The 17789-nt window shown below is 44.8% G+C and carries 13 protein-coding genes and 15 tRNA genes; 3 read left to right on the top strand and 25 right to left on the bottom strand.

The genetic code is table 11. The features are described 5' to 3' along the window. Positions 1–431 precede the first annotated feature (431 nt). Positions 432–1748 (bottom strand): adenylosuccinate synthase, encoded by a 1317-nt coding sequence (locus OCU50_RS01310; RefSeq protein ID WP_017055709.1) that lies wholly within the window; start codon positions 1746–1748, stop codon positions 432–434. Positions 1749–1920: 172 nt separating this feature from the next. Between OCU50_RS01310 and OCU50_RS01305 the strand changes: the two genes are divergently transcribed. Beyond that, positions 1921–2109 carry a DUF2065 domain-containing protein gene (locus OCU50_RS01305; protein WP_017055708.1) on the top strand — a complete coding sequence of 63 codons (189 nt, stop codon included), beginning with the start codon at positions 1921–1923 and terminating at the stop codon, positions 2107–2109. Between the two features lie 145 nt (positions 2110–2254). Here the strand turns inward: OCU50_RS01305 and hflC are convergent, their stop codons facing one another. From hflC to tsaE, 8 genes are all read right to left on the bottom strand, one after another. Beyond that, positions 2255–3235 (bottom strand): protease modulator HflC, encoded by a 981-nt coding sequence (gene hflC / locus OCU50_RS01300; protein ID WP_060467037.1) that lies wholly within the window; start codon positions 3233–3235, stop codon positions 2255–2257. 2 nt (positions 3236–3237) lie between these two features. Continuing rightward, a complete protein-coding gene (hflK, locus tag OCU50_RS01295) occupies positions 3238–4440 on the bottom strand; it encodes an FtsH protease activity modulator HflK (RefSeq protein ID WP_060467036.1) in 1203 nt (400 codons plus the stop codon). A gap of 27 nt (positions 4441–4467) precedes the next feature. After that, positions 4468–5775, bottom strand: coding sequence for a ribosome rescue GTPase HflX (hflX, locus tag OCU50_RS01290; RefSeq protein ID WP_017055705.1), 1308 nt, complete (start codon positions 5773–5775; stop codon positions 4468–4470). 44 nt (positions 5776–5819) lie between these two features. Beyond that, positions 5820–6083: an RNA chaperone Hfq gene (gene hfq, locus OCU50_RS01285; RefSeq protein ID WP_017055704.1), complete on the bottom strand. Its 264-nt coding sequence runs from the start codon at positions 6081–6083 to the stop codon at positions 5820–5822. Positions 6084–6275: 192 nt separating this feature from the next. Continuing rightward, the gene (gene miaA / locus OCU50_RS01280) at positions 6276–7208 is read right to left on the bottom strand and encodes a tRNA (adenosine(37)-N6)-dimethylallyltransferase MiaA (protein ID WP_060467035.1); all 933 of its coding nucleotides are present in this window, start codon (positions 7206–7208) and stop codon (positions 6276–6278) included. A 96-nt stretch (positions 7209–7304) separates the two neighbouring features. Then, a complete protein-coding gene (gene mutL / locus OCU50_RS01275; protein WP_060467034.1) occupies positions 7305–9533 on the bottom strand; it encodes a DNA mismatch repair endonuclease MutL in 2229 nt (742 codons plus the stop codon). Positions 9534–9584: 51 nt separating this feature from the next. Continuing rightward, a complete protein-coding gene (locus OCU50_RS01270) occupies positions 9585–11300 on the bottom strand; it encodes an N-acetylmuramoyl-L-alanine amidase (RefSeq protein ID WP_060467033.1) in 1716 nt (571 codons plus the stop codon). Then, on the bottom strand, positions 11294–11758 hold the full coding sequence (gene tsaE, locus OCU50_RS01265) for a tRNA (adenosine(37)-N6)-threonylcarbamoyltransferase complex ATPase subunit type 1 TsaE (RefSeq protein WP_017055700.1): 465 nt from the start codon (positions 11756–11758) through the stop codon (positions 11294–11296). The genes OCU50_RS01270 and tsaE overlap by 7 nt, the downstream gene beginning before the upstream one ends. Positions 11759–12005: 247 nt before the next feature. On the opposite strand from tsaE, the gene queG reads away from it, so the two are divergent. Then, positions 12006–13148: a tRNA epoxyqueuosine(34) reductase QueG gene (queG, locus tag OCU50_RS01260; RefSeq protein WP_017055699.1), complete on the top strand. Its 1143-nt coding sequence runs from the start codon at positions 12006–12008 to the stop codon at positions 13146–13148. Positions 13149–13760: 612 nt separating this feature from the next. On the opposite strand, the gene OCU50_RS01255 is transcribed toward queG, so the two are convergent. From OCU50_RS01255 to orn, 16 genes are all read right to left on the bottom strand, one after another. Next, positions 13761–13836, bottom strand: a tRNA-Gly gene (locus tag OCU50_RS01255). 58 nt (positions 13837–13894) lie between these two features. Further along, positions 13895–13971, bottom strand: a tRNA-Met gene (locus tag OCU50_RS01250). Between the two features lie 80 nt (positions 13972–14051). Then, positions 14052–14127 (bottom strand) — tRNA-Gly (locus OCU50_RS01245). Between the two features lie 59 nt (positions 14128–14186). Continuing rightward, a tRNA-Met gene (locus OCU50_RS01240) sits at positions 14187–14263 on the bottom strand. Positions 14264–14343: 80 nt separating this feature from the next. Further along, positions 14344–14419: transfer RNA gene (locus OCU50_RS01235), tRNA-Gly, on the bottom strand. A gap of 59 nt (positions 14420–14478) precedes the next feature. Then, a tRNA-Met gene (locus OCU50_RS01230) sits at positions 14479–14555 on the bottom strand. Positions 14556–14635: 80 nt separating this feature from the next. Continuing rightward, positions 14636–14711: transfer RNA gene (locus OCU50_RS01225), tRNA-Gly, on the bottom strand. Positions 14712–14770: 59 nt separating this feature from the next. Next, positions 14771–14847 (bottom strand) — tRNA-Met (locus OCU50_RS01220). A gap of 61 nt (positions 14848–14908) precedes the next feature. Then, positions 14909–14984: transfer RNA gene (locus OCU50_RS01215), tRNA-Gly, on the bottom strand. Between the two features lie 59 nt (positions 14985–15043). Then, a tRNA-Met gene (locus tag OCU50_RS01210) sits at positions 15044–15120 on the bottom strand. A 67-nt stretch (positions 15121–15187) separates the two neighbouring features. Beyond that, positions 15188–15263: transfer RNA gene (locus OCU50_RS01205), tRNA-Gly, on the bottom strand. A 59-nt stretch (positions 15264–15322) separates the two neighbouring features. Beyond that, positions 15323–15399 (bottom strand) — tRNA-Met (locus tag OCU50_RS01200). A gap of 61 nt (positions 15400–15460) precedes the next feature. Beyond that, positions 15461–15536 (bottom strand) — tRNA-Gly (locus OCU50_RS01195). Positions 15537–15595: 59 nt separating this feature from the next. Then, positions 15596–15672 (bottom strand) — tRNA-Met (locus tag OCU50_RS01190). A gap of 67 nt (positions 15673–15739) precedes the next feature. Then, positions 15740–15815 (bottom strand) — tRNA-Gly (locus tag OCU50_RS01185). 179 nt (positions 15816–15994) lie between these two features. Next, positions 15995–16540, bottom strand: a complete 546-nt coding sequence (gene orn, locus OCU50_RS01180) for an oligoribonuclease (RefSeq protein WP_017055371.1) — start codon at positions 16538–16540, stop codon at positions 15995–15997. Positions 16541–16690: 150 nt separating this feature from the next. Between orn and rsgA the strand changes: the two genes are divergently transcribed. Beyond that, a complete protein-coding gene (gene rsgA / locus OCU50_RS01175; protein WP_017055372.1) occupies positions 16691–17746 on the top strand; it encodes a small ribosomal subunit biogenesis GTPase RsgA in 1056 nt (351 codons plus the stop codon). Positions 17747–17789: the final 43 nt, after the last annotated feature.

Genomic DNA, 17789 nt, shown 5'->3' with positions numbered 1-17789 from the left:
TATCTATTGAGGGCGACAGAGGATTTCTACGCGCACAAAATAGGGTGAACTTCACTTTCCATGATATCTGTATCGGCAATAACCTTGACGGCTTTAGACAAAACTTGCCGCTAACGGGCAATATTTTGCCAGATGGCGTGCAAAATATCACCACCCAAAGCTATATACCAATCGTAGTAAATAACTGCTCACTCTAGCTTGTTAAAATACTCGATAACTTCGTTAGAGTTTTTGATTGTAGAATAACTACTTATCGAAAAATTCTGCCTTGTTCTCAAGCATTTTTCCGGCGCTATTTTTGATCACTTACTTACTGTGATTGGTATTCGACTCTCAAATTGCAGGTATTAAAAAGCCGACTTAACAAAGTCGGCTTTTAGAAACGATTTAATTATCACAACACTTTATGTGCTGAATCACTCAGGCAGGCATTACGCGCTGTATGGGTGAACCTTGATGATAGTTTCGTTACGATCTGGGCCAGTTGATATAATATCAATTGGCACGCCAGTTAGGTCTTCGATACGTTTGATGTAATCAAGAGCAGCTTGTGGAAGCGCATCAATTGATTTAGCACCAAATGTGTTCTCAGTCCAACCAGGCATAGTTTCGTAGATTGGCGTTGCTTCTTCAAATGACTCAGCAGCCATTGGAGAAACCTCTAGGATAGAACCATCTTTCATCTTGTAACCAGTACAGATTTTCAGTTCTTCTAGGCCATCTAGAACGTCTAGTTTTGTTAGACAGATACCAGATAGAGAGTTGATTTGGATTGCACGACGCATAGCAACCGCATCGAACCAACCTGTACGACGTAGACGACCTGTTGTTGCGCCAAACTCGTGACCAACATCGCCTAAGTGCTTACCAATTGGATCTTGCTTCTCAAGGCCATCGTATAGCTCAGTTGGGAATGGACCTGAACCAACACGAGTACAGTAAGCCTTAGTTATACCAAGGATGTAACCGATGTGACGAGGACCGAAACCAGAACCTGCAGCAACACCACCAGCCGTCGTGTTAGAAGACGTTACGTATGGGTAAGTACCGTGGTCGATATCAAGTAGCGTACCTTGAGCACCTTCGAACATGATCTTGTCGCCGCGCTTACGTGCTGCGTCTAGTTCGTCAGTTACATCGATAACCATCGCAGTTAGCATGTCTGCGTAGCTCATCGCTTGCTCAAGTACTTCTTCGTAGCTTACTGTTTCTGCTTTGTAGAAATGCTCTAGTTGGAAGTTATGGAATTCCATGACTTCTTTTAGCTTTTCAGCAAAGGCTTCTTTATCGAAAAGGTCACCAACGCGTAGACCGCGACGAGCAACTTTATCTTCGTAAGCTGGACCGATACCACGACCCGTTGTACCGATAGCTTTCGCGCCACGAGCGACTTCACGCGCGTTGTCGATAGCAATGTGGTACGGAAGAATTAGAGGACAAGCTTCAGAAATGAAAAGACGTTCACGTACAGGGATACCGCGATCTTCAAGAGGCTTCATTTCTTTTAGAAGTGCGTCAGGCGATAAAACTACACCGTTACCGATAACACATTTAACGTTATTGCGTAGGATGCCTGATGGAATTAAGTGAAGAACGGTTTTTTCACCGTCAATTACAAGTGTGTGACCTGCATTGTGACCGCCTTGGTAGCGAACCACATATTTTGCATCTTCAGTTAAAAGGTCAACGATTTTACCTTTACCTTCATCACCCCATTGGGTGCCTAGAACGACTACGTTATTTCCCATCTTTCCAATTTCTGTTGCTAATTAAAAATGGATTCTAGCACTGAATTACGCTTCTTGCAGTCACTTTTTGTGCATAATCATCAAGGCCATTCAAAAACAAATCTGCGATAACTCGGGGCGGAGCTTTAAAGATGCTGATATCATTATCTTTTTATAAATATAAGGCAGCATGATGTCCCATTCAATTTGGCTCGCTATTGGGCTTGTTCTTATCGTCGAGGGGCTTGGGCCCTTAGTGGCACCAAACGGTTGGAGAAATATGGTTGCCCAACTTAGCCAGCAACCAGACACCCAACTACGTCGCATTGGAGGCTGTCTTGTTGTCGCCGGAGCGGTTATCGCGTTCATGACTTATCGTTAGGCTTTCTCCAAGCACAACGCGGTTGAGCGGCCTCCCTGAAGTTCCAAAACAGTGAATTCTCAGCTGCCAGAAAACAAAAAGGCTCCCATGATGGGAGCCTTTTGATTTTTAACGCATTCTGTTAGTCATTAACTCACGAATCCGCTTATTTTGCTTGAACACCACTTGCTTGATTCATGTAACGGAAGAAGTCTGTCTTCGGATCCAGTACTAGAATGTCGCTCTTATCGCTAAATGATGTCTCATAAGCTTGCAGTGAACGCATGAAACCATAGAACTCAGGATCTTTGTTGAAAGCATCTGAGTAGATCTTCGCTGCTTCTGCATCGGCATCACCGCGCGTGATTCGAGCGGTACGATCCGCTTCAGCAAGCACAGTCGCTACTTCTAGCTCAGCTTGAGCGCGAATAACTTCTGCTTTCTCACGACCTTGTGAACGGTGCTTACGGGCAACCGATTCACGCTCGGCACGCATACGCTTATAGATAGAGTCACTGATGTTGTCTGGAAGGTTGATTTTCTTCATACGGAAATCAACGACTTCAACACCAAGATCTTTAAACGCACTCTCACGAGTATCAGACAACACGTTTGCCATGATCTTATCGCGTTCACCATCCACCTCTAGCGCTTCTGCAGCCGCTACCGTTGTCACAACTTCGCTATCAGCAGAGTCTGGCAGAATATCCTCATTACGAGGACCTGACACGATTTGCTTAATTTCACGCGAACCGATCTCAGAACGTAATACATCCGTTACTTTACGCTCAAGTAGCGCTTCAGCCGTCAATGCATTACCGCCACCTGTTGCCAAGTAGTATTGACCGAAGTCTTGGATACGCCACTTAACGTATGAATCAATGATGACGTCTTTTTTCTCTGACGTTACGAAACGGTCTGAACGACCATCCATTGTCTGAATACGCGCATCAAGTGTTTTCACACGGTCGAACAATGGCAACTTAAAGTGCAGACCCGGTTCGTGGATCTGAGAGATATCATTATTATCTTTCAATACACGACCAAAACGAATCACGATACCGCGCTCGCCTTCAGGAATCACAAACACTGACATTAGTAGTAAAGCCAATGTCACAACCAATACAGGGATCATTAACTTACGCATTATTAGTATCTCCCTTGACGTGAACTATCTGAACGAGTTTGAGTGCTAGACTTTGGATCCGCTTGAGTTTCTAGCTCAATTTGATCGTAAGTCGATGGGGCTTTTTTCGAGCGCTTACCCGACTGACCTTCACCTTGAGCACCTAGCTTATCAATTGGTAGGTATAGCAAGTTACCGCTTGATTCAGAATCAATCAGCACTTTCGATGTGCTTGAGTACACTTTTTCCATTGTATCTAAGTACATACGGTTACGTGTTACTTCAGGCGCTGCTTGGTATTCCGGTAGCAGTTTCTCGAACTGAGCCACTTGACCTAGAGCACCATTAACGGTGCGCTCTGAATAACCAACCGCTTCTTTCTTCAAACGCTCAGCACGACCTGTTGCTTTTGGAAGAATGTCATTTCGGTATGCTTCAGCTTCACGTTCGAAACGCTCTTCATCCTCACGAGCCGCGATTGCATCATCAAATGCATCTTTCACTTGCTCTGGTGGACGTGCTGACTGGAAGTTCACATCAACAATCAGAATACCCATGTCGTAGCTATCGATAATACGATTGAGCGTTTCTTGAGTGCTTTGACGAATCTGTTGACGGCCACTCGTTAGGATACTATCCATCAGTGAATCACCAATCACCGCACGAAGCGCAGAATCGGTTGCTTGACGTAAACTGTCGTCCGCATTCGTTACACGATACAAGTATTTGTATGGGTCAGAAACACGGTATTGAACGCCCATCTCAACGGTCACAACGTTTTCGTCTTTTGTCAGCATCGTGCCTGAAGCACGTAGCGAACGAATCGCTTGAACGTTTACCAGTTGTTCCGATTTCACTTCATCGATGAAACGTGGGTGCCAGTTAAGGCCAGGTTCTTCGATACGATCAAACTGACCCAGTCGAAGCACGACTGCTCTTTCTGCCTCACCAACTGTGTAGAAACCAGCGAAGAACCAGATAGCAATGGCAATAACGGCAATGACACCAAAGCCAATTGCACCGCCTCCACCAATAGATGGTCCGTTACCGCCACCACCTTTTTTACCAAACTTGCCACCTAACTTTTGACTTAGTTTATTAAACACTTCGTCTAGATCTGGCGGTCCTTGATCTCGGCCGCCGCGATTATTTTTATTACCCCAAGGGTCATTATCGCGGCCGTTATTATCACCGTTGTTATTATTTCCAGGCTCATTCCACGCCATTAGAAAGCTCCATCATTTGATATGACGTTATACTGTAGCAGTCTCTTTGGTAACGATAAAGTCACCTAAGAGCGCCCCTTCTCTTTTTTCAAGTTTAGACCAATCTATTTGTTGCATTCGGATATCTATCAACAAGTTACCATTTTCATCATACTCTTCTTGTTGAATACATTTCATCTCAAAGAATAAGCTGCGAATACGGCCCTGATGTTGATGTGGAATACACAACCGGAATTGAACCATCTGGCTAGCTAAACGCTCAGTTAAAGCTTCAAACAGCAGTTCAATACCTTCTCCTTCCATTGCAGAAACCCAAACAGCGCGAGGTGCGCCCTCTTCGTCTCTTTCAATTCGAGGTTTTTGGTCTTCCATGCAGTCAATTTTATTCATGACTACAAGGGTTGGCACTTCATGAGCATCAATTTCTTCTAATACTTCATGAACCGCCTGAATGTTCTCACGAAAGCGGTCATCACTGGCATCAACAACATGTAACAAAATGTCAGCTTCCTGCGTCTCTTGTAACGTAGCCTTGAACGCAGCGACCAAGTCGTGTGGTAAATGACGGATAAAACCTACGGTATCTGCGAGAATTGCAGGCCCGACATCTGCCAAATCAATCTTACGTAGTGTTGGGTCTAAGGTTGCAAACAGTTGATCTGCTGCATAAACACCTGCACTTGTGATGCGATTGAAAAGTGTTGATTTCCCTGCGTTGGTATAACCAACCAAAGAAATTGTTGGGATTTCAGCTCGATGACGAGCACGTCGTCCTTGTTCACGTTGTTTAGCTACTTTGGCTAAACGACGCAGTATTGCCTTTATACGGTCACGCAACAAACGTCGATCAGTTTCCAGCTGAGTTTCACCTGGACCACGAAGACCAATACCACCTTTCTGCCTTTCAAGGTGAGTCCAACCACGAATCAGTCGAGTAGAGATATGACGAAGTTGAGCGAGCTCAACTTGTAGCTTACCTTCATGAGTTCGCGCACGTTGTGCAAAGATATCTAAGATCAACCCCGTGCGATCAATCACACGACATTTACACAATTGCTCGAGGTTTCGCTCTTGGGCAGGAGAGAGAGAGTGGTTAAAAATCACAATTTCAGCACCGGTCAGCTGAACGGCTTGAGCAATTTCTAGGGCTTTACCTTCTCCAACGTAGTATTTAGGGAGTGGGGATTGGCGGCTACCAGTAATCACTTGTAGCGTTTCTACCCCCGCAGAGGAGACCAGCATTTCACATTCGCTTAGGTCTTCCCATTCTCCCTCTTGCGTGAAGTTGATATGAACAAGTACGGCTCGCTCGCCGGATTCATAACGGTCAAACAAGCAACCAACTCCTTATTACAGCATGTGCTGTATTCGTTAAATAATTAATCTTCAGTTTTCTCTGGACGATCAGATGGCGCACGTTGCTCGCCGTTGTGGTGACTAACCGCACGAGCAGGAACCACAGTAGAAATCGCATGCTTATAAACCATCTGGTTTACTGTGTTCTTCAATAAGATCACAAATTGATCGAAAGACTCGATCTGACCTTGCAGCTTAATGCCGTTAACAAGATAGATAGAGACAGGAATGCGCTCACGACGGAGTGCATTTAGGAATGGGTCTTGTAGCGATTGCCCCTTAGCCATTTTATTTTCCTTATTTGTATTTTGTTGTAATTATTTAGCTAGTGGTGCACAAAAGGTGCGGCCTTTGCATCTGAGCTAAATGAATAAAAAAACTCCGTTGTTATTGAAAGGCTGTGATTTTTTAAAAGCCTCAATAACGGATCCTTTCCAGAGTATATTCACGCAAAAGCGATCACATTATACACAGCAATACTAATCAGATGCTATTGCATCTGAAAGAGTTTCTAACGCTTGTTCAATGTTTTCGCTATCTAACCAAGTTAAATCATCCCAACTGCGCAACCAGGTGATTTGTCGCTTGGCCAACTGACGGGTTGCACAGACACCACGGAAAACCGCTTCGTCTAAATCACAATTCCCGTCTAAATAATCCCACATCTGCCTATAACCAACGCATCGGATCGATGGGAGCTCTGGGTGAAGATCTTTTCTGGCGTACAGCGCCTTCATTTCCTCTTCAAAACCCGCTTCTATCATCTTCTCAAAACGCAGCTCAATACGGCGATGGAGTTCAGTCCTTTCCTTGGGAGCTATAGCAAATTGTTTTACACGAAATGGCAGGCTATCGCCTTTCGTTTGAGTGAGCTCAGTTAATGTTTTACCCGAAATTCGATAAACTTCCAATGCCCTTGAAAGCCTTTGTGGATCATTTCGGTGTATTCTTTCAGCGGAGACGGGATCTATCTCTCTTAATTGATCATGTAGTGCTTGCCAGCCTTGCTCGATAGATTCCGCTTCAATTTGCTGACGAATCTCTGGATCCGCGGCAGGTAATGGCGATAAACCTTCCAACAGGGCCTTGTAATACAGCATTGTGCCACCGACCAGTAACGGGATTTTCCCTTCCGCGACAATCTTATTCATTTCATTGATCGCATCACGACGAAAATCTGCCGCCGAATACGCTTCGCTGGGATCCAGAATATCAATCAAGCGATGAGGCGCAAGCGCGAGCTCTTCCGCATCCGGTTTAGCGGTGCCAATATCCATATCTTTGTAGATCAATGCCGAATCGACACTGATGATCTCTACTGGGAATTTCTGACGTAAGCGGATAGCTAACTCTGTTTTTCCTGATGCCGTTGGGCCCATTAAAAACAACGCTAAAGGTAATTTTTCAGTCATGATATTTAGTATAATTTTCTCTGTTAGAGCCTTTATAGCAAAGGGCTTTATGTCGCGATACATTCAGCTGAAAAGATAAATGTGGTCGCGAAAAAGTTAAACCGAAAACGCGGCTATGGTCGCTGAAAAATCGATAGGATGAACAAACTCTGGATCATCTAATGGAAGTAGACCATGCCAAAGCTGTTCAAGTTCCCCAACGAGCTGAACCGCTTCAGATAAAGTGTAGTCGCTTTTTACTTGCGCGGTTTGAATCCCGATCCAGGAAGCCAGTGATGGCAACAGGTCGTTAACAACGTTAGCCGCGTGATGCTCTACAATCTGGCCGTTTATTGAAGCCGCGTAAGATAACAGATCTGGGATCAAAATTTGTAAGTTTTGCTGTCTCAAGGGCGAAGGCACGCCCATCACCATCACCGTCTCACTGTTGCGAGCCTTAAGCTCAATACCAAGTAACGTCAGTGTTTGGCTTAATGCTTTCGCCACCTCGACAAGTTCACTACCAAGCTTAATAGATAAAGGCACTAACAACGGTTGGCTTTTCAACGGTCCACTTTGAGTATCCATTTGACCAATAACACGCAACAACTCAGCCTTGGCCAAAGAAACCAATACACAGCCATTTTTATTGCCCATCACGAGGTACTGACGCTCTACAACGGTAACCGCCTTCCCCAAGTCAGTTACCGGAGCTCTTGGTTTCGTATCAACGGGCTTAATATCGTCAGGCTTATTCGAAATCGGATTCCTCTGCAAAGGCGCAACGTTTGCCTCTGATCTATCCACAACGACTTGCCTATCCACAACGGCTTGTTCATCAAAATCAGGGGTTTTTAGAAGCTCTTTGTAAGCTTTCACTTCGCGCTTAGAAGGCGCGGGATCAGCATGGTGTTGGTGCGACTCTTTTTCTTTCTTCGGTGCAGGGCGAGACTCTATCCATTCTTGACGAGGAGAGCCTGTAAAATTGGTTTCACGCTCAAGCGAGCTGAGGTGAGTGGACGAGCTTACGTTAGTTGATGAATTTGGGCTGGTTGATGAACTGGAGCTAGTTGATGAAGCATAGTCTTGCCCGCCGTCATTAACACGATCTTGAGACCGATTAGAAGCTCGTTCAGGTTCTGATTTTCTTGGGTAAGCTGGCGTTTGCTCAATAGCCTGTCGCACCCTTTCTGACACTAAGTTTTGCTCTGAATCGGCAGGCACAGTGTCTTCTTGTTCGGAAACATTGGTCGCATCGCTAGATTCAGAAACAACACCATCTTGCTGATAATGATCGACGTCTAATTGATGAAAAGCCGACTGATTAATTGGCGCAGCGTCGATCTGTTTACTTTGCGCAAGACCATCACTCAATGCTTGGTAAATAAAATCATGCACAAGGCGTGCTTGATGGAAACGCACTTCATGCTTGGCAGGGTGCACATTCACGTCGACTTGATGCGGGTCTAGCTCAATGAACAACACATACGTCGCAAATTGGTCTGGTCGAAGGCTAGTTTCATAGCTTTGACGGATTGCATGGTTGATCAATTTGTCGCGCATCATACGGCCGTTCACATAGCAGTATTGCAGATCGCTTTGCTGCCTTGCTCCTTCAGGCGTGGTGATCCAGCCATGAAGTTTCAACCCTTGATGTTCGAGCTCAATCTTAAGCATATGACGGACAAAAGCATTACCACACACGGCTGCAATACGCTTTTCAGCCTGAACATCGGTTTTGGCCGCACGGTACTGACGAATCATCTTGCCGTTGTGACGCAGGTTGATCGTCACATCAAAGCGGCTTAGCGCAATTCGCTTAAGCAGTTCATCAATATGAGTAAATTCGGTTTTCTCGGTACGTAAGAACTTGCGCCGTGCTGGTGTATTGAAGAACAGATCCAACACCTCAACCGAGGTACCAATAGGGTGCGCAGCAGGCTGCAGTTTAACCTGCATCTCTCGCCCTTCACTGTGTGCAGCCCAAGCTTGATCTTGAGTTGCAGGGCGAGAGGTCATGGTTAAGCGTGCGACAGAGCTAATACTCGCCAACGCTTCACCACGAAAACCAAGGCTGACGATCGCCTCAAGGTCATCAAGGGTATGGATTTTGGAGGTAGCATGACGGCTCAATGCCAACGCAAGCTCATCTTTAACGATCCCCTTGCCATTGTCACGAACGCGGATCATCTTGGCGCCACCTTTCTCGATATCGATATCGATACGTGTGGCACCTGAATCCAAACTGTTCTCTACCAACTCTTTGACAACAGAGGCAGGCCTTTCTACCACTTCACCCGCTGCGATTTGGTTAGCTAACCGAGCTGGCAGTATTTTGATCGTCATATTCATAGCTACCTTACTGCCATTGATGGAAACATGTCTGCGTTAAAAAGCTTATTTGTGCGGAATAATCAGCACTTGGCCGACGGCTAAACCATCGGATCGTAGATTGTTCGCTTGGCGAATACTGTTAACGCTCACGCCATACTTAGAAGCAATCTTGCCAAGATAATCCCCTCGTACGACTTTATGCTTACGTAAGGGTACATCTTTCACCTCAACCGTAATACGTAACTTTTGGCCCACTCTCAGGGTTTCAGACTTCAAACGGTTCTCGCGCTTAATGTCCGCGACCAAAACTTTATAACGGCTGGCTATCTTGCCGAGATATTCTCCAGACTTAACCGTGTGCGTTATGGTCTTGGTTTTGACTGCACTGCTAGATGATGAGCCTGAAGCGCTGCTTGGGATCTTAAGCACTTGGCCGATTGCTAGGCTACTCGATTTCAGGTTATTGAGTTTCATCAAGGCCTGCGTCGACGTGCCATATTTGCTGGCAATCACAGATAGCGACTCGCCACGAGACACCTTATGTTGGCTAACGCTACCCGTTGATGATGTGGCCTTCGACAAGATGATCCCTTCAGGCGGATTCGCTTTCAAATACTTAACGACCGCTTTGGTCACAGCACGCGCAAGTTTATCTTGGTGTGAGCGTTGAAAAAGAAGCTTCTCTTCCGTCGGATTAGAAATAAAGCCTGTCTCGACCAATACCGATGGAATTTGTGGGGAACGCAATACTGCCAAACTAGTATTAATCGGCTTCCTATTATGCAGCCTTGCGACCTTACCCATTTCCGACAGGATCGCCGCTGCCAATTTATAGCCTTCTTTTTGAGAGTGACTAAACTGCAGGTCAAGCAAGGTTTGGTTGACATTCTTATCATACATATTGCTAGTGAAAGCCGCGCCGCTACCACCCAATAATTCGGATTGTTTCTCTTTGTTTTCAATCCAACGTGATATTTCGGTATTCGCACGTCGAGTATTCAACACAAACACCGATCCCCCTCTGGGTTGAGGTGTCGTAAAGGCATCCGCGTGAATAGAGATCAGCAGGTGAGCTTCATTCTCACGAGCAATCGCAACACGTCGGTTCAAGTTCACAAAGTAGTCAGCATTGCGTGTTAAGCGCGTCGTGATTCCTGGCACCGCATTCAACTGGGCTGCAAGCTTACGAGATATACTCAAAGTCGCATTCTTTTCGTACTTACGAGTTGGGCCAATCGAGCCTGGATCTTCACCACCGTGGCCAGGATCTATCACGATCAGAATATCTTTCTGACGCTTAACCTGATTAATATTTTTACTTACCGTTGACTTACTCGGCGTGGACTTATCTTTACTGATAGCACCATGAGGGAGGTCAATCACCAAACGGTGACCATATTGACCACCTGGCGTTGGGCTGAGTTTAAACAAATCGGCTTCAGACGACCTTTTCAACTCAAACACCAAGCGATAAGTGTTTTTCTCTGGTGGGGAACTCTTACGGACTTTCGACAGAATAGGGCTATCTTTCACCACAACAGGCAACTGGGTCGCAAGGTTGGTATTTTTTAAATCGACAACTAAACGACTCGGGCTACTCAGAGTAAAATAACTAAAATCAGCTTCCGATTGCAGATCGATCACCACACGAGTTTCTTCAGGAGAAGGCCAAACCCGCAAACCTTTAAGTGAATTAGCAAAAGAAAGTGAAGAAAACAGTAAAGATAAAATAGCAGCCATCATGGCTGCTGTAGAAAAAAGGCGTTTAGAAATCAACATAAATCCAACTGATTAAGTAAGCGCTGTCCGTATTCACTGTTAGCGGTTAAAGAAACAATACGGTGATCGTCTTGGTAACGAATCTCAATATCCAAATCAGCTTCCGGTAGCATCCCGTAGCCTTTCTCTGGCCACTCCACCAAACAGATAGCATCTGGAGTAAAGTAGTCACGAATTCCCATGAACTCTAACTCTTCAGGATCGGCTAAGCGATAGAGATCAAAGTGATACACCTGCCAATCTGCAAGTTGATAAGGTTCAACTAGAGTATACGTTGGGCTCTTTACATTTCCTTGATGGCCAAGTGCTTTTACAAAACCGCGACTGAAAGTCGTTTTACCGGCGCCAAGATCACCGTGCAGATAAATAGTCGTCTGCTGTGAGCAAAGATTAGAAAGCTCCGTTCCTAATTGAATCGTTGCTTGTTCATCTTTCAAAGTAAATTGCTTAATGCTCATGAATACGTTCTCTAAAAATCGATCGTTGACTATATAAAAATCAAAAGAACAAGAATAGTAAACCGTGATGCTTTTAGGAAACAAGCACTCAAGTGTAAGTTCTGTGAAAAATACTGACGAAAATACGTCTGTTCTGGTCAATACCGCTAAGATCCGTTAAGATCCGCCCCCATTTTTGCCGAACCTAATTTTAATTAGCCTTATCTCTAATTGTAAAACAGAGAAAATAAGAATTAAGAATCAAGCCATGAACCTAGACCATCTTGCTGAAAAAATTAAAATTTGGGGAAAAGAGTTAGGCTTTCAAAAAGTTGGCATCTGCGATGTTGATTTAAGTGAACACGAAGCTCCTCTTCAAGCATGGCTAGATGCGGGTAATCACGGCGAAATGGATTGGATGGCTCGGCATGGAATGATGCGAGCACGTCCTGATGAGCTTCATCCTGGAACGATTCGAGTGATCAGCGCCCGAATGAACTACCTACCACCAGAAGCGCAGTTTGCTTCTAATCTCAGCGATACCACTCAAGGCTATATCAGTCGTTATTCATTGGGCCGTGACTATCACAAATTGTTCCGTAACCAATTGAAAAAGCTGGGCCAAAAAATTGAGAAAGAAGTCGAAGGTTTAGATTCACGCCCATTTGTCGACTCTGCACCAATTTTAGAAAGGCCTCTTGCTCAAAAGGCAGGGCTGGGTTGGACAGGCAAACACTCACTAATCCTAGATAAAGAGGCCGGTTCTTGGTTTTTCTTAGGAGAACTGTTAGTTAACATCCCTCTTCCGGTCGATGAACCCAGTGTCGATGAATGCGGAAAATGTACCGCCTGTATCACCTCCTGCCCAACCGGTGCCATTATTGATGATGGCATAGTGGATGCTCGCAAGTGTATCTCTTACTTAACCATCGAGTTCGACGGTATTATTCCGGAAGAGTACAGAGAAGCGATTGGTAACCGTATCTACGGTTGTGATGATTGCCAACTCGTATGTCCTTGGAATCGTCATGCCGATATTACCGACCAAAAAGATTTCCACCGTCGAGAAGATTTCGAAGAGTCCGATCTGGTTGCTCTTTCAAGTTGGGATGAGGCTACTTTTCTCAAAAGAATGGAAGGTTCAGCGATCAGACGTATTGGACACACCCAATGGCTGCGAAACATTTTTGTCGCCATGGGCAATGCGCCTTTTCAACAACGCATTGTTGAATCATTAGAATCGTATCGCGGTCAAAGTGAATTATTGGATGTTCATATTGAGTGGGCTTTGGGGAAACAACTACAACAGTTACCGAACGCTAACAGGGAACAAGAAGGTCACAACAAAGTGTCTACCAAAAAGCACCGACTTATTCGTATTGTTGAAAAAGGCTTACCAAGAGACGCCTAGCCCTTTGTGCATCAACACTTAACAAACAAACTCATATCAATAGTCCAATATTCGACACAACTCGTTGCACATAATTTTCGAACAATGTTTGACCTTGTTCTCAATTTAACAATGTGGAAAAAATTCAGATCTCTCGTAAACATCCGACACCTACACAAAGTTAAACACAGTACCGATAAATGATTAAGATCAAAAAACAACAAGTTAACGATCTTTTATAAATTCAAACAAACACTAGAAAATCCATATAAAACAATAACTTAATAGATATTCAATTTGAGCATTGTCTTAAAAACAAGAAAGATCTTTTTGATATATATAAAGAATCAAGCCTGAAATAACTTTATCAACCAAGTTATCCACATGGAAGAATTTGTGGATAAGTCTGTTTATAGATATGAAAAACCTCAAGTAGCTGCTTCAGAGACCTGATGTTTACTAGCATTCCAGTTGCTAAGGAAAATTTAAGACAAAAAAATATCCACCGTGATGGAGGATTATTTGCTTTTTTGGGGAATTATGCTTCGCAGCATTAAAGAAAGAGCGTGACCTTCAAGGTCGCCTTTAAACGCAGTGGTTCAAAGAATATTATTAGCTTTTTTAGAAGAAAACTGGAGCGATACATCGGGTTCGAACCGATGACCTCAACCTTGGCAAGGTTGCGCTCTACCAACTGAGCTAGTATCGCATGAGTTAACCGTTAATCTATTCGCTAACAAGCGTTAAATCAACGTCTAACTGTAATGTGGTTGCGGGAGCCGGATTTGAACCGACGACCTTCGGGTTATGAGCCCGACGAGCTACCAAACTGCTCCATCCCGCGTCCGGATGCATCATTTAAGTTGATGACTCTTGTCTCTAACCGAGAGGCTTTAAGAGTGTTACGTCTTAAAAGCATAAAGCTGGAGCGATACATCGGGTTCGAACCGATGACCTCAACCTTGGCAAGGTTGCGCTCTACCAACTGAGCTAGTATCGCATAAGCTAACCGTTAATCTTGTCTGCTTACAAGCAGCAAATCAACGTCTAACTGTAATGTGGTTGCGGGAGCCGGATTTGAACCGACGACCTTCGGGTTATGAGCCCGACGAGCTACCAAACTGCTCCATCCCGCGTCCGGATGCATCATTTAAGTTGATGACTCTTGTCTCTAACCGAGAGGCTTTAAGAGTGTTACGTCTTAAAAGCATAAAGCTGGAGCGATACATCGGGTTCGAACCGATGACCTCAACCTTGGCAAGGTTGCGCTCTACCAACTGAGCTAGTATCGCATAAGCTAACCGTTAATCTTGTCTGCTTACAAGCAGCAAATCAACGTCTAACTGTAATGTGGTTGCGGGAGCCGGATTTGAACCGACGACCTTCGGGTTATGAGCCCGACGAGCTACCAAACTGCTCCATCCCGCGTCCGGATGCATCATTTAAGTTGATGACTCTTGTCTCTAACCGAGAGGCTTTAAGAGTGTTACGTCTTAAAAGCATAAAGCTGGAGCGATACATCGGGTTCGAACCGATGACCTCAACCTTGGCAAGGTTGCGCTCTACCAACTGAGCTAGTATCGCATAAGCTAACCGTTAATCTTGTCTGCTAACAAGCATCAAATCAACGTTCAACTGTAATGTGGTTGCGGGAGCCGGATTTGAACCGACGACCTTCGGGTTATGAGCCCGACGAGCTACCAAACTGCTCCATCCCGCGTCCGGATGCATCATTTAAGTTGATGACTCTATATTTCCAATATCAATTCTTAGAAAGAAATTGGAGCGATACATCGGGTTCGAACCGATGACCTCAACCTTGGCAAGGTTGCGCTCTACCAACTGAGCTAGTATCGCATAAGCTAACCGTTAATCTTGTCTGCTAACAAGCAGCAAATCAACGTCTAACTGTAATATGGTTGCGGGAGCCGGATTTGAACCAACGACCTTCGGGTTATGAGCCCGACGAGCTACCAAACTGCTCCATCCCGCGTCCGGATGCATTGTTAAGTACAATGGAACTTGACCATCTTCTTCAGTGCAAAGCACAAGAGAGAATTTGGAGCGATACATCGGGTTCGAACCGATGACCTCAACCTTGGCAAGGTTGCGCTCTACCAACTGAGCTAGTATCGCATAAGCTAACCGTTAATCTTGTCTGCTAACAAGCATCAAATCAACGTTCAACTGTAATGTGGTTGCGGGAGCCGGATTTGAACCGACGACCTTCGGGTTATGAGCCCGACGAGCTACCAAACTGCTCCATCCCGCGTCCGGATGCATCATTTAAGTTGATGACTCTATATTTCCAATATCAATTCTTAGAAAGAAATTGGAGCGATACATCGGGTTCGAACCGATGACCTCAACCTTGGCAAGGTTGCGCTCTACCAACTGAGCTAGTATCGCATAAGCTAACCGTTAATCTTCTCTGCTTACAAGCAGCAAATCAACGTCTAACTGTAATGTGGTTGCGGGAGCCGGATTTGAACCGACGACCTTCGGGTTATGAGCCCGACGAGCTACCAAACTGCTCCATCCCGCGTCCGGATGCATTGTTAAGTACAATGAAACTTGACCATCTTCTTCAGTGCAAAGCACAAGAGAGAATTTGGAGCGATACATCGGGTTCGAACCGATGACCTCAACCTTGGCAAGGTTGCGCTCTACCAACTGAGCTAGTATCGCAATCTGAAACGTCTTTCGTCGTTCAGGGCTGCGAATTATAAGAGCATTTTTTTGTGATGCAAGTCCTTAATGCAAAATTACGCAAGTTTTTACTCAACTGCTGTAAAAGCACACAGATTTTCAAAAAAATCAGCTCTTAGGTCCCTGAAAAGTTAGATAAACGTGATCGTTTGATCTGATTAGATATTAATAATCGTTTTTCGATAGTACTGCAACTCAGCGATCGACTCACGAATATCATCTAATGCCAGGTGACTTCCCGACTTAGAAAACCCATCTAACACTTCAGGCTTCCAACGACGAGCAAGTTCTTTCAAGGTACTGACATCAACATAGCGGTAGTGGAAGTACTCTTCCAATTCAGGCATGTGCTTGTATAGGAAACGGCGATCTTGGCCAATGCTGTTGCCACAAATCGGTGACTTACCTTTTGGTACCCACTTCTCAAGAAATTCAATCGTTTGTTGGATTGCATCTTGTTCTGAAACCGTACTTTCTTGAATTCGCTTCACTAGGCCGCTGCCGGTATGAGTCGTTGTGCACCACTCGTCCATCTTGTCCAATTCACTCTGAGGTTGGTGAATAGCCAAAACAGGTCCTTCAGCCAGGATGTTAAGCTCACTATCAGTAACGATAGTCGCAATTTCAATGATTTTATGAGTTTCAGGATCAAGTCCTGTCATCTCTAGATCAACCCAAATAAGGTTCTGATCGCTAAAGGACATAAGGCGTCGCCTATTTGTTTATGTGTAAAAGAGGTACTATACCCAAATAACTATACTCAAACTAGCTTTAGGGCCATCGAAATCATATGGCACCAGCAACACCTTGTTTGAGTCCCCAATCATCAAGTTAGATGTGTTAAGTGAAAAATTGTGGCTAAAAAAAAGAAATTAACCAAAGGTCAAGTACGTCGTGTACGTAGCAACCAGAACAAGCGACTCAAGAAAGAAGATTCTATCCAGTGGGATGAAAACATGCTTGGCGGTACAAAGAGTGGATTAGTTATTACACGCTTTGGTCAGCATGCTGATATCGAAGATCTTGAAACTAACGAAGTTCATCGTTGTAACTTACGCCGTAGTATTGAGACTTTAGTTTCTGGTGACCGAGTTATCTGGCGCGCAGGCTTAGAATCAATGGCCGGAATTTCTGGCGTTGTGGAAGCGGTTGAACCGAGAACTTCAATGCTGACTCGCCCTGATTACTACGATGGCCTAAAGCCGGTTGCTGCCAACGTTGACCAAATGGTTATTGTTTCAGCCGTGCTACCGGAGCTTTCACTTAATATCATTGACCGCTATTTGATTGCTTCAGAAACGGTAAACATTGCCCCGCTTGTGGTTCTCAATAAGGTCGACTTACTCACTGAACAGCAAATTACGGAATACCGTGAAACACTGACAATATATGAGAAAATTGGCTATAAAGTGATGTTTGTAAGTAAAGAGTCTGGCTACGGCATCAAAGAGCTGGAAGCTGAACTCAAAGATCGCATCAACATCTTTGTTGGCCAATCGGGTGTGGGTAAATCAAGCCTAGTAAATGCATTGATGCCAACGCTCGACATTGAAGAAGGCGAAGTCTCTGAGAACTCAGGTCTTGGTCAGCATACCACCACGGCAGCTCGTTTATACCACTTCCCTTCTGGCGGCGACCTAATCGACTCTCCAGGCGTACGTGAATTCGGCCTATGGCACTTAGAACCGGATGAGATCACTGACGCTTTCATTGAATTCAAGCCATACTTAGGCGGTTGTAAGTTCCGTGACTGCAAACACAATGACGACCCTGGATGTATTCTGCGTGAAGCCGTTGAAGATGGCAGAATTAGTCGCTTACGTTTCGCTAGTTACCATCGCATTATTGAAACAATGGCTGACAACAAAGATAACCGTCAGTACTCGCGAAGTAAGAAAGCCGATCTCTAACCGCACTCTGGTGAACAAGCATGTGCTTTTACTGACGATGACA

This window comes from Vibrio toranzoniae, assembly GCF_024347655.1.
GTDB lineage: Bacteria > Pseudomonadota > Gammaproteobacteria > Enterobacterales > Vibrionaceae > Vibrio > Vibrio toranzoniae.
Note: the sequence above shows the minus strand (reverse complement) of the source record. Positions and strands in the feature narration are given on the sequence as shown.

What these genes read in the sequence shown, in the direction of transcription:
- miaA (WP_060467035.1), bottom strand. Translation starts at nt 7,208, where the DNA reads ATGACTGAAAAATTACCTTTAGCGTTGTTTTTAATGGGCCCAACGGCA.
- OCU50_RS01270 (WP_060467033.1), bottom strand. Translation starts at nt 11,300, where the DNA reads ATGTTGATTTCTAAACGCCTTTTTTCTACAGCAGCCATGATGGCTGCT.
- orn (WP_017055371.1), bottom strand. Translation starts at nt 16,540, where the DNA reads ATGTCCTTTAGCGATCAGAACCTTATTTGGGTTGATCTAGAGATGACA.
- hflK (WP_060467036.1), bottom strand. Translation starts at nt 4,440, where the DNA reads ATGGCGTGGAATGAGCCTGGAAATAATAACAACGGTGATAATAACGGC.
- hfq (WP_017055704.1), bottom strand. Translation starts at nt 6,083, where the DNA reads ATGGCTAAGGGGCAATCGCTACAAGACCCATTCCTAAATGCACTCCGT.
- tsaE (WP_017055700.1), bottom strand. Translation starts at nt 11,758, where the DNA reads ATGAGCATTAAGCAATTTACTTTGAAAGATGAACAAGCAACGATTCAA.
- hflC (WP_060467037.1), bottom strand. Translation starts at nt 3,235, where the DNA reads ATGCGTAAGTTAATGATCCCTGTATTGGTTGTGACATTGGCTTTACTA.
- OCU50_RS01310 (WP_017055709.1), bottom strand. Translation starts at nt 1,748, where the DNA reads ATGGGAAATAACGTAGTCGTTCTAGGCACCCAATGGGGTGATGAAGGT.
- queG (WP_017055699.1), top strand. Translation starts at nt 12,006, where the DNA reads ATGAACCTAGACCATCTTGCTGAAAAAATTAAAATTTGGGGAAAAGAG.
- OCU50_RS01305 (WP_017055708.1), top strand. Translation starts at nt 1,921, where the DNA reads ATGTCCCATTCAATTTGGCTCGCTATTGGGCTTGTTCTTATCGTCGAG.
- mutL (WP_060467034.1), bottom strand. Translation starts at nt 9,533, where the DNA reads ATGACGATCAAAATACTGCCAGCTCGGTTAGCTAACCAAATCGCAGCG.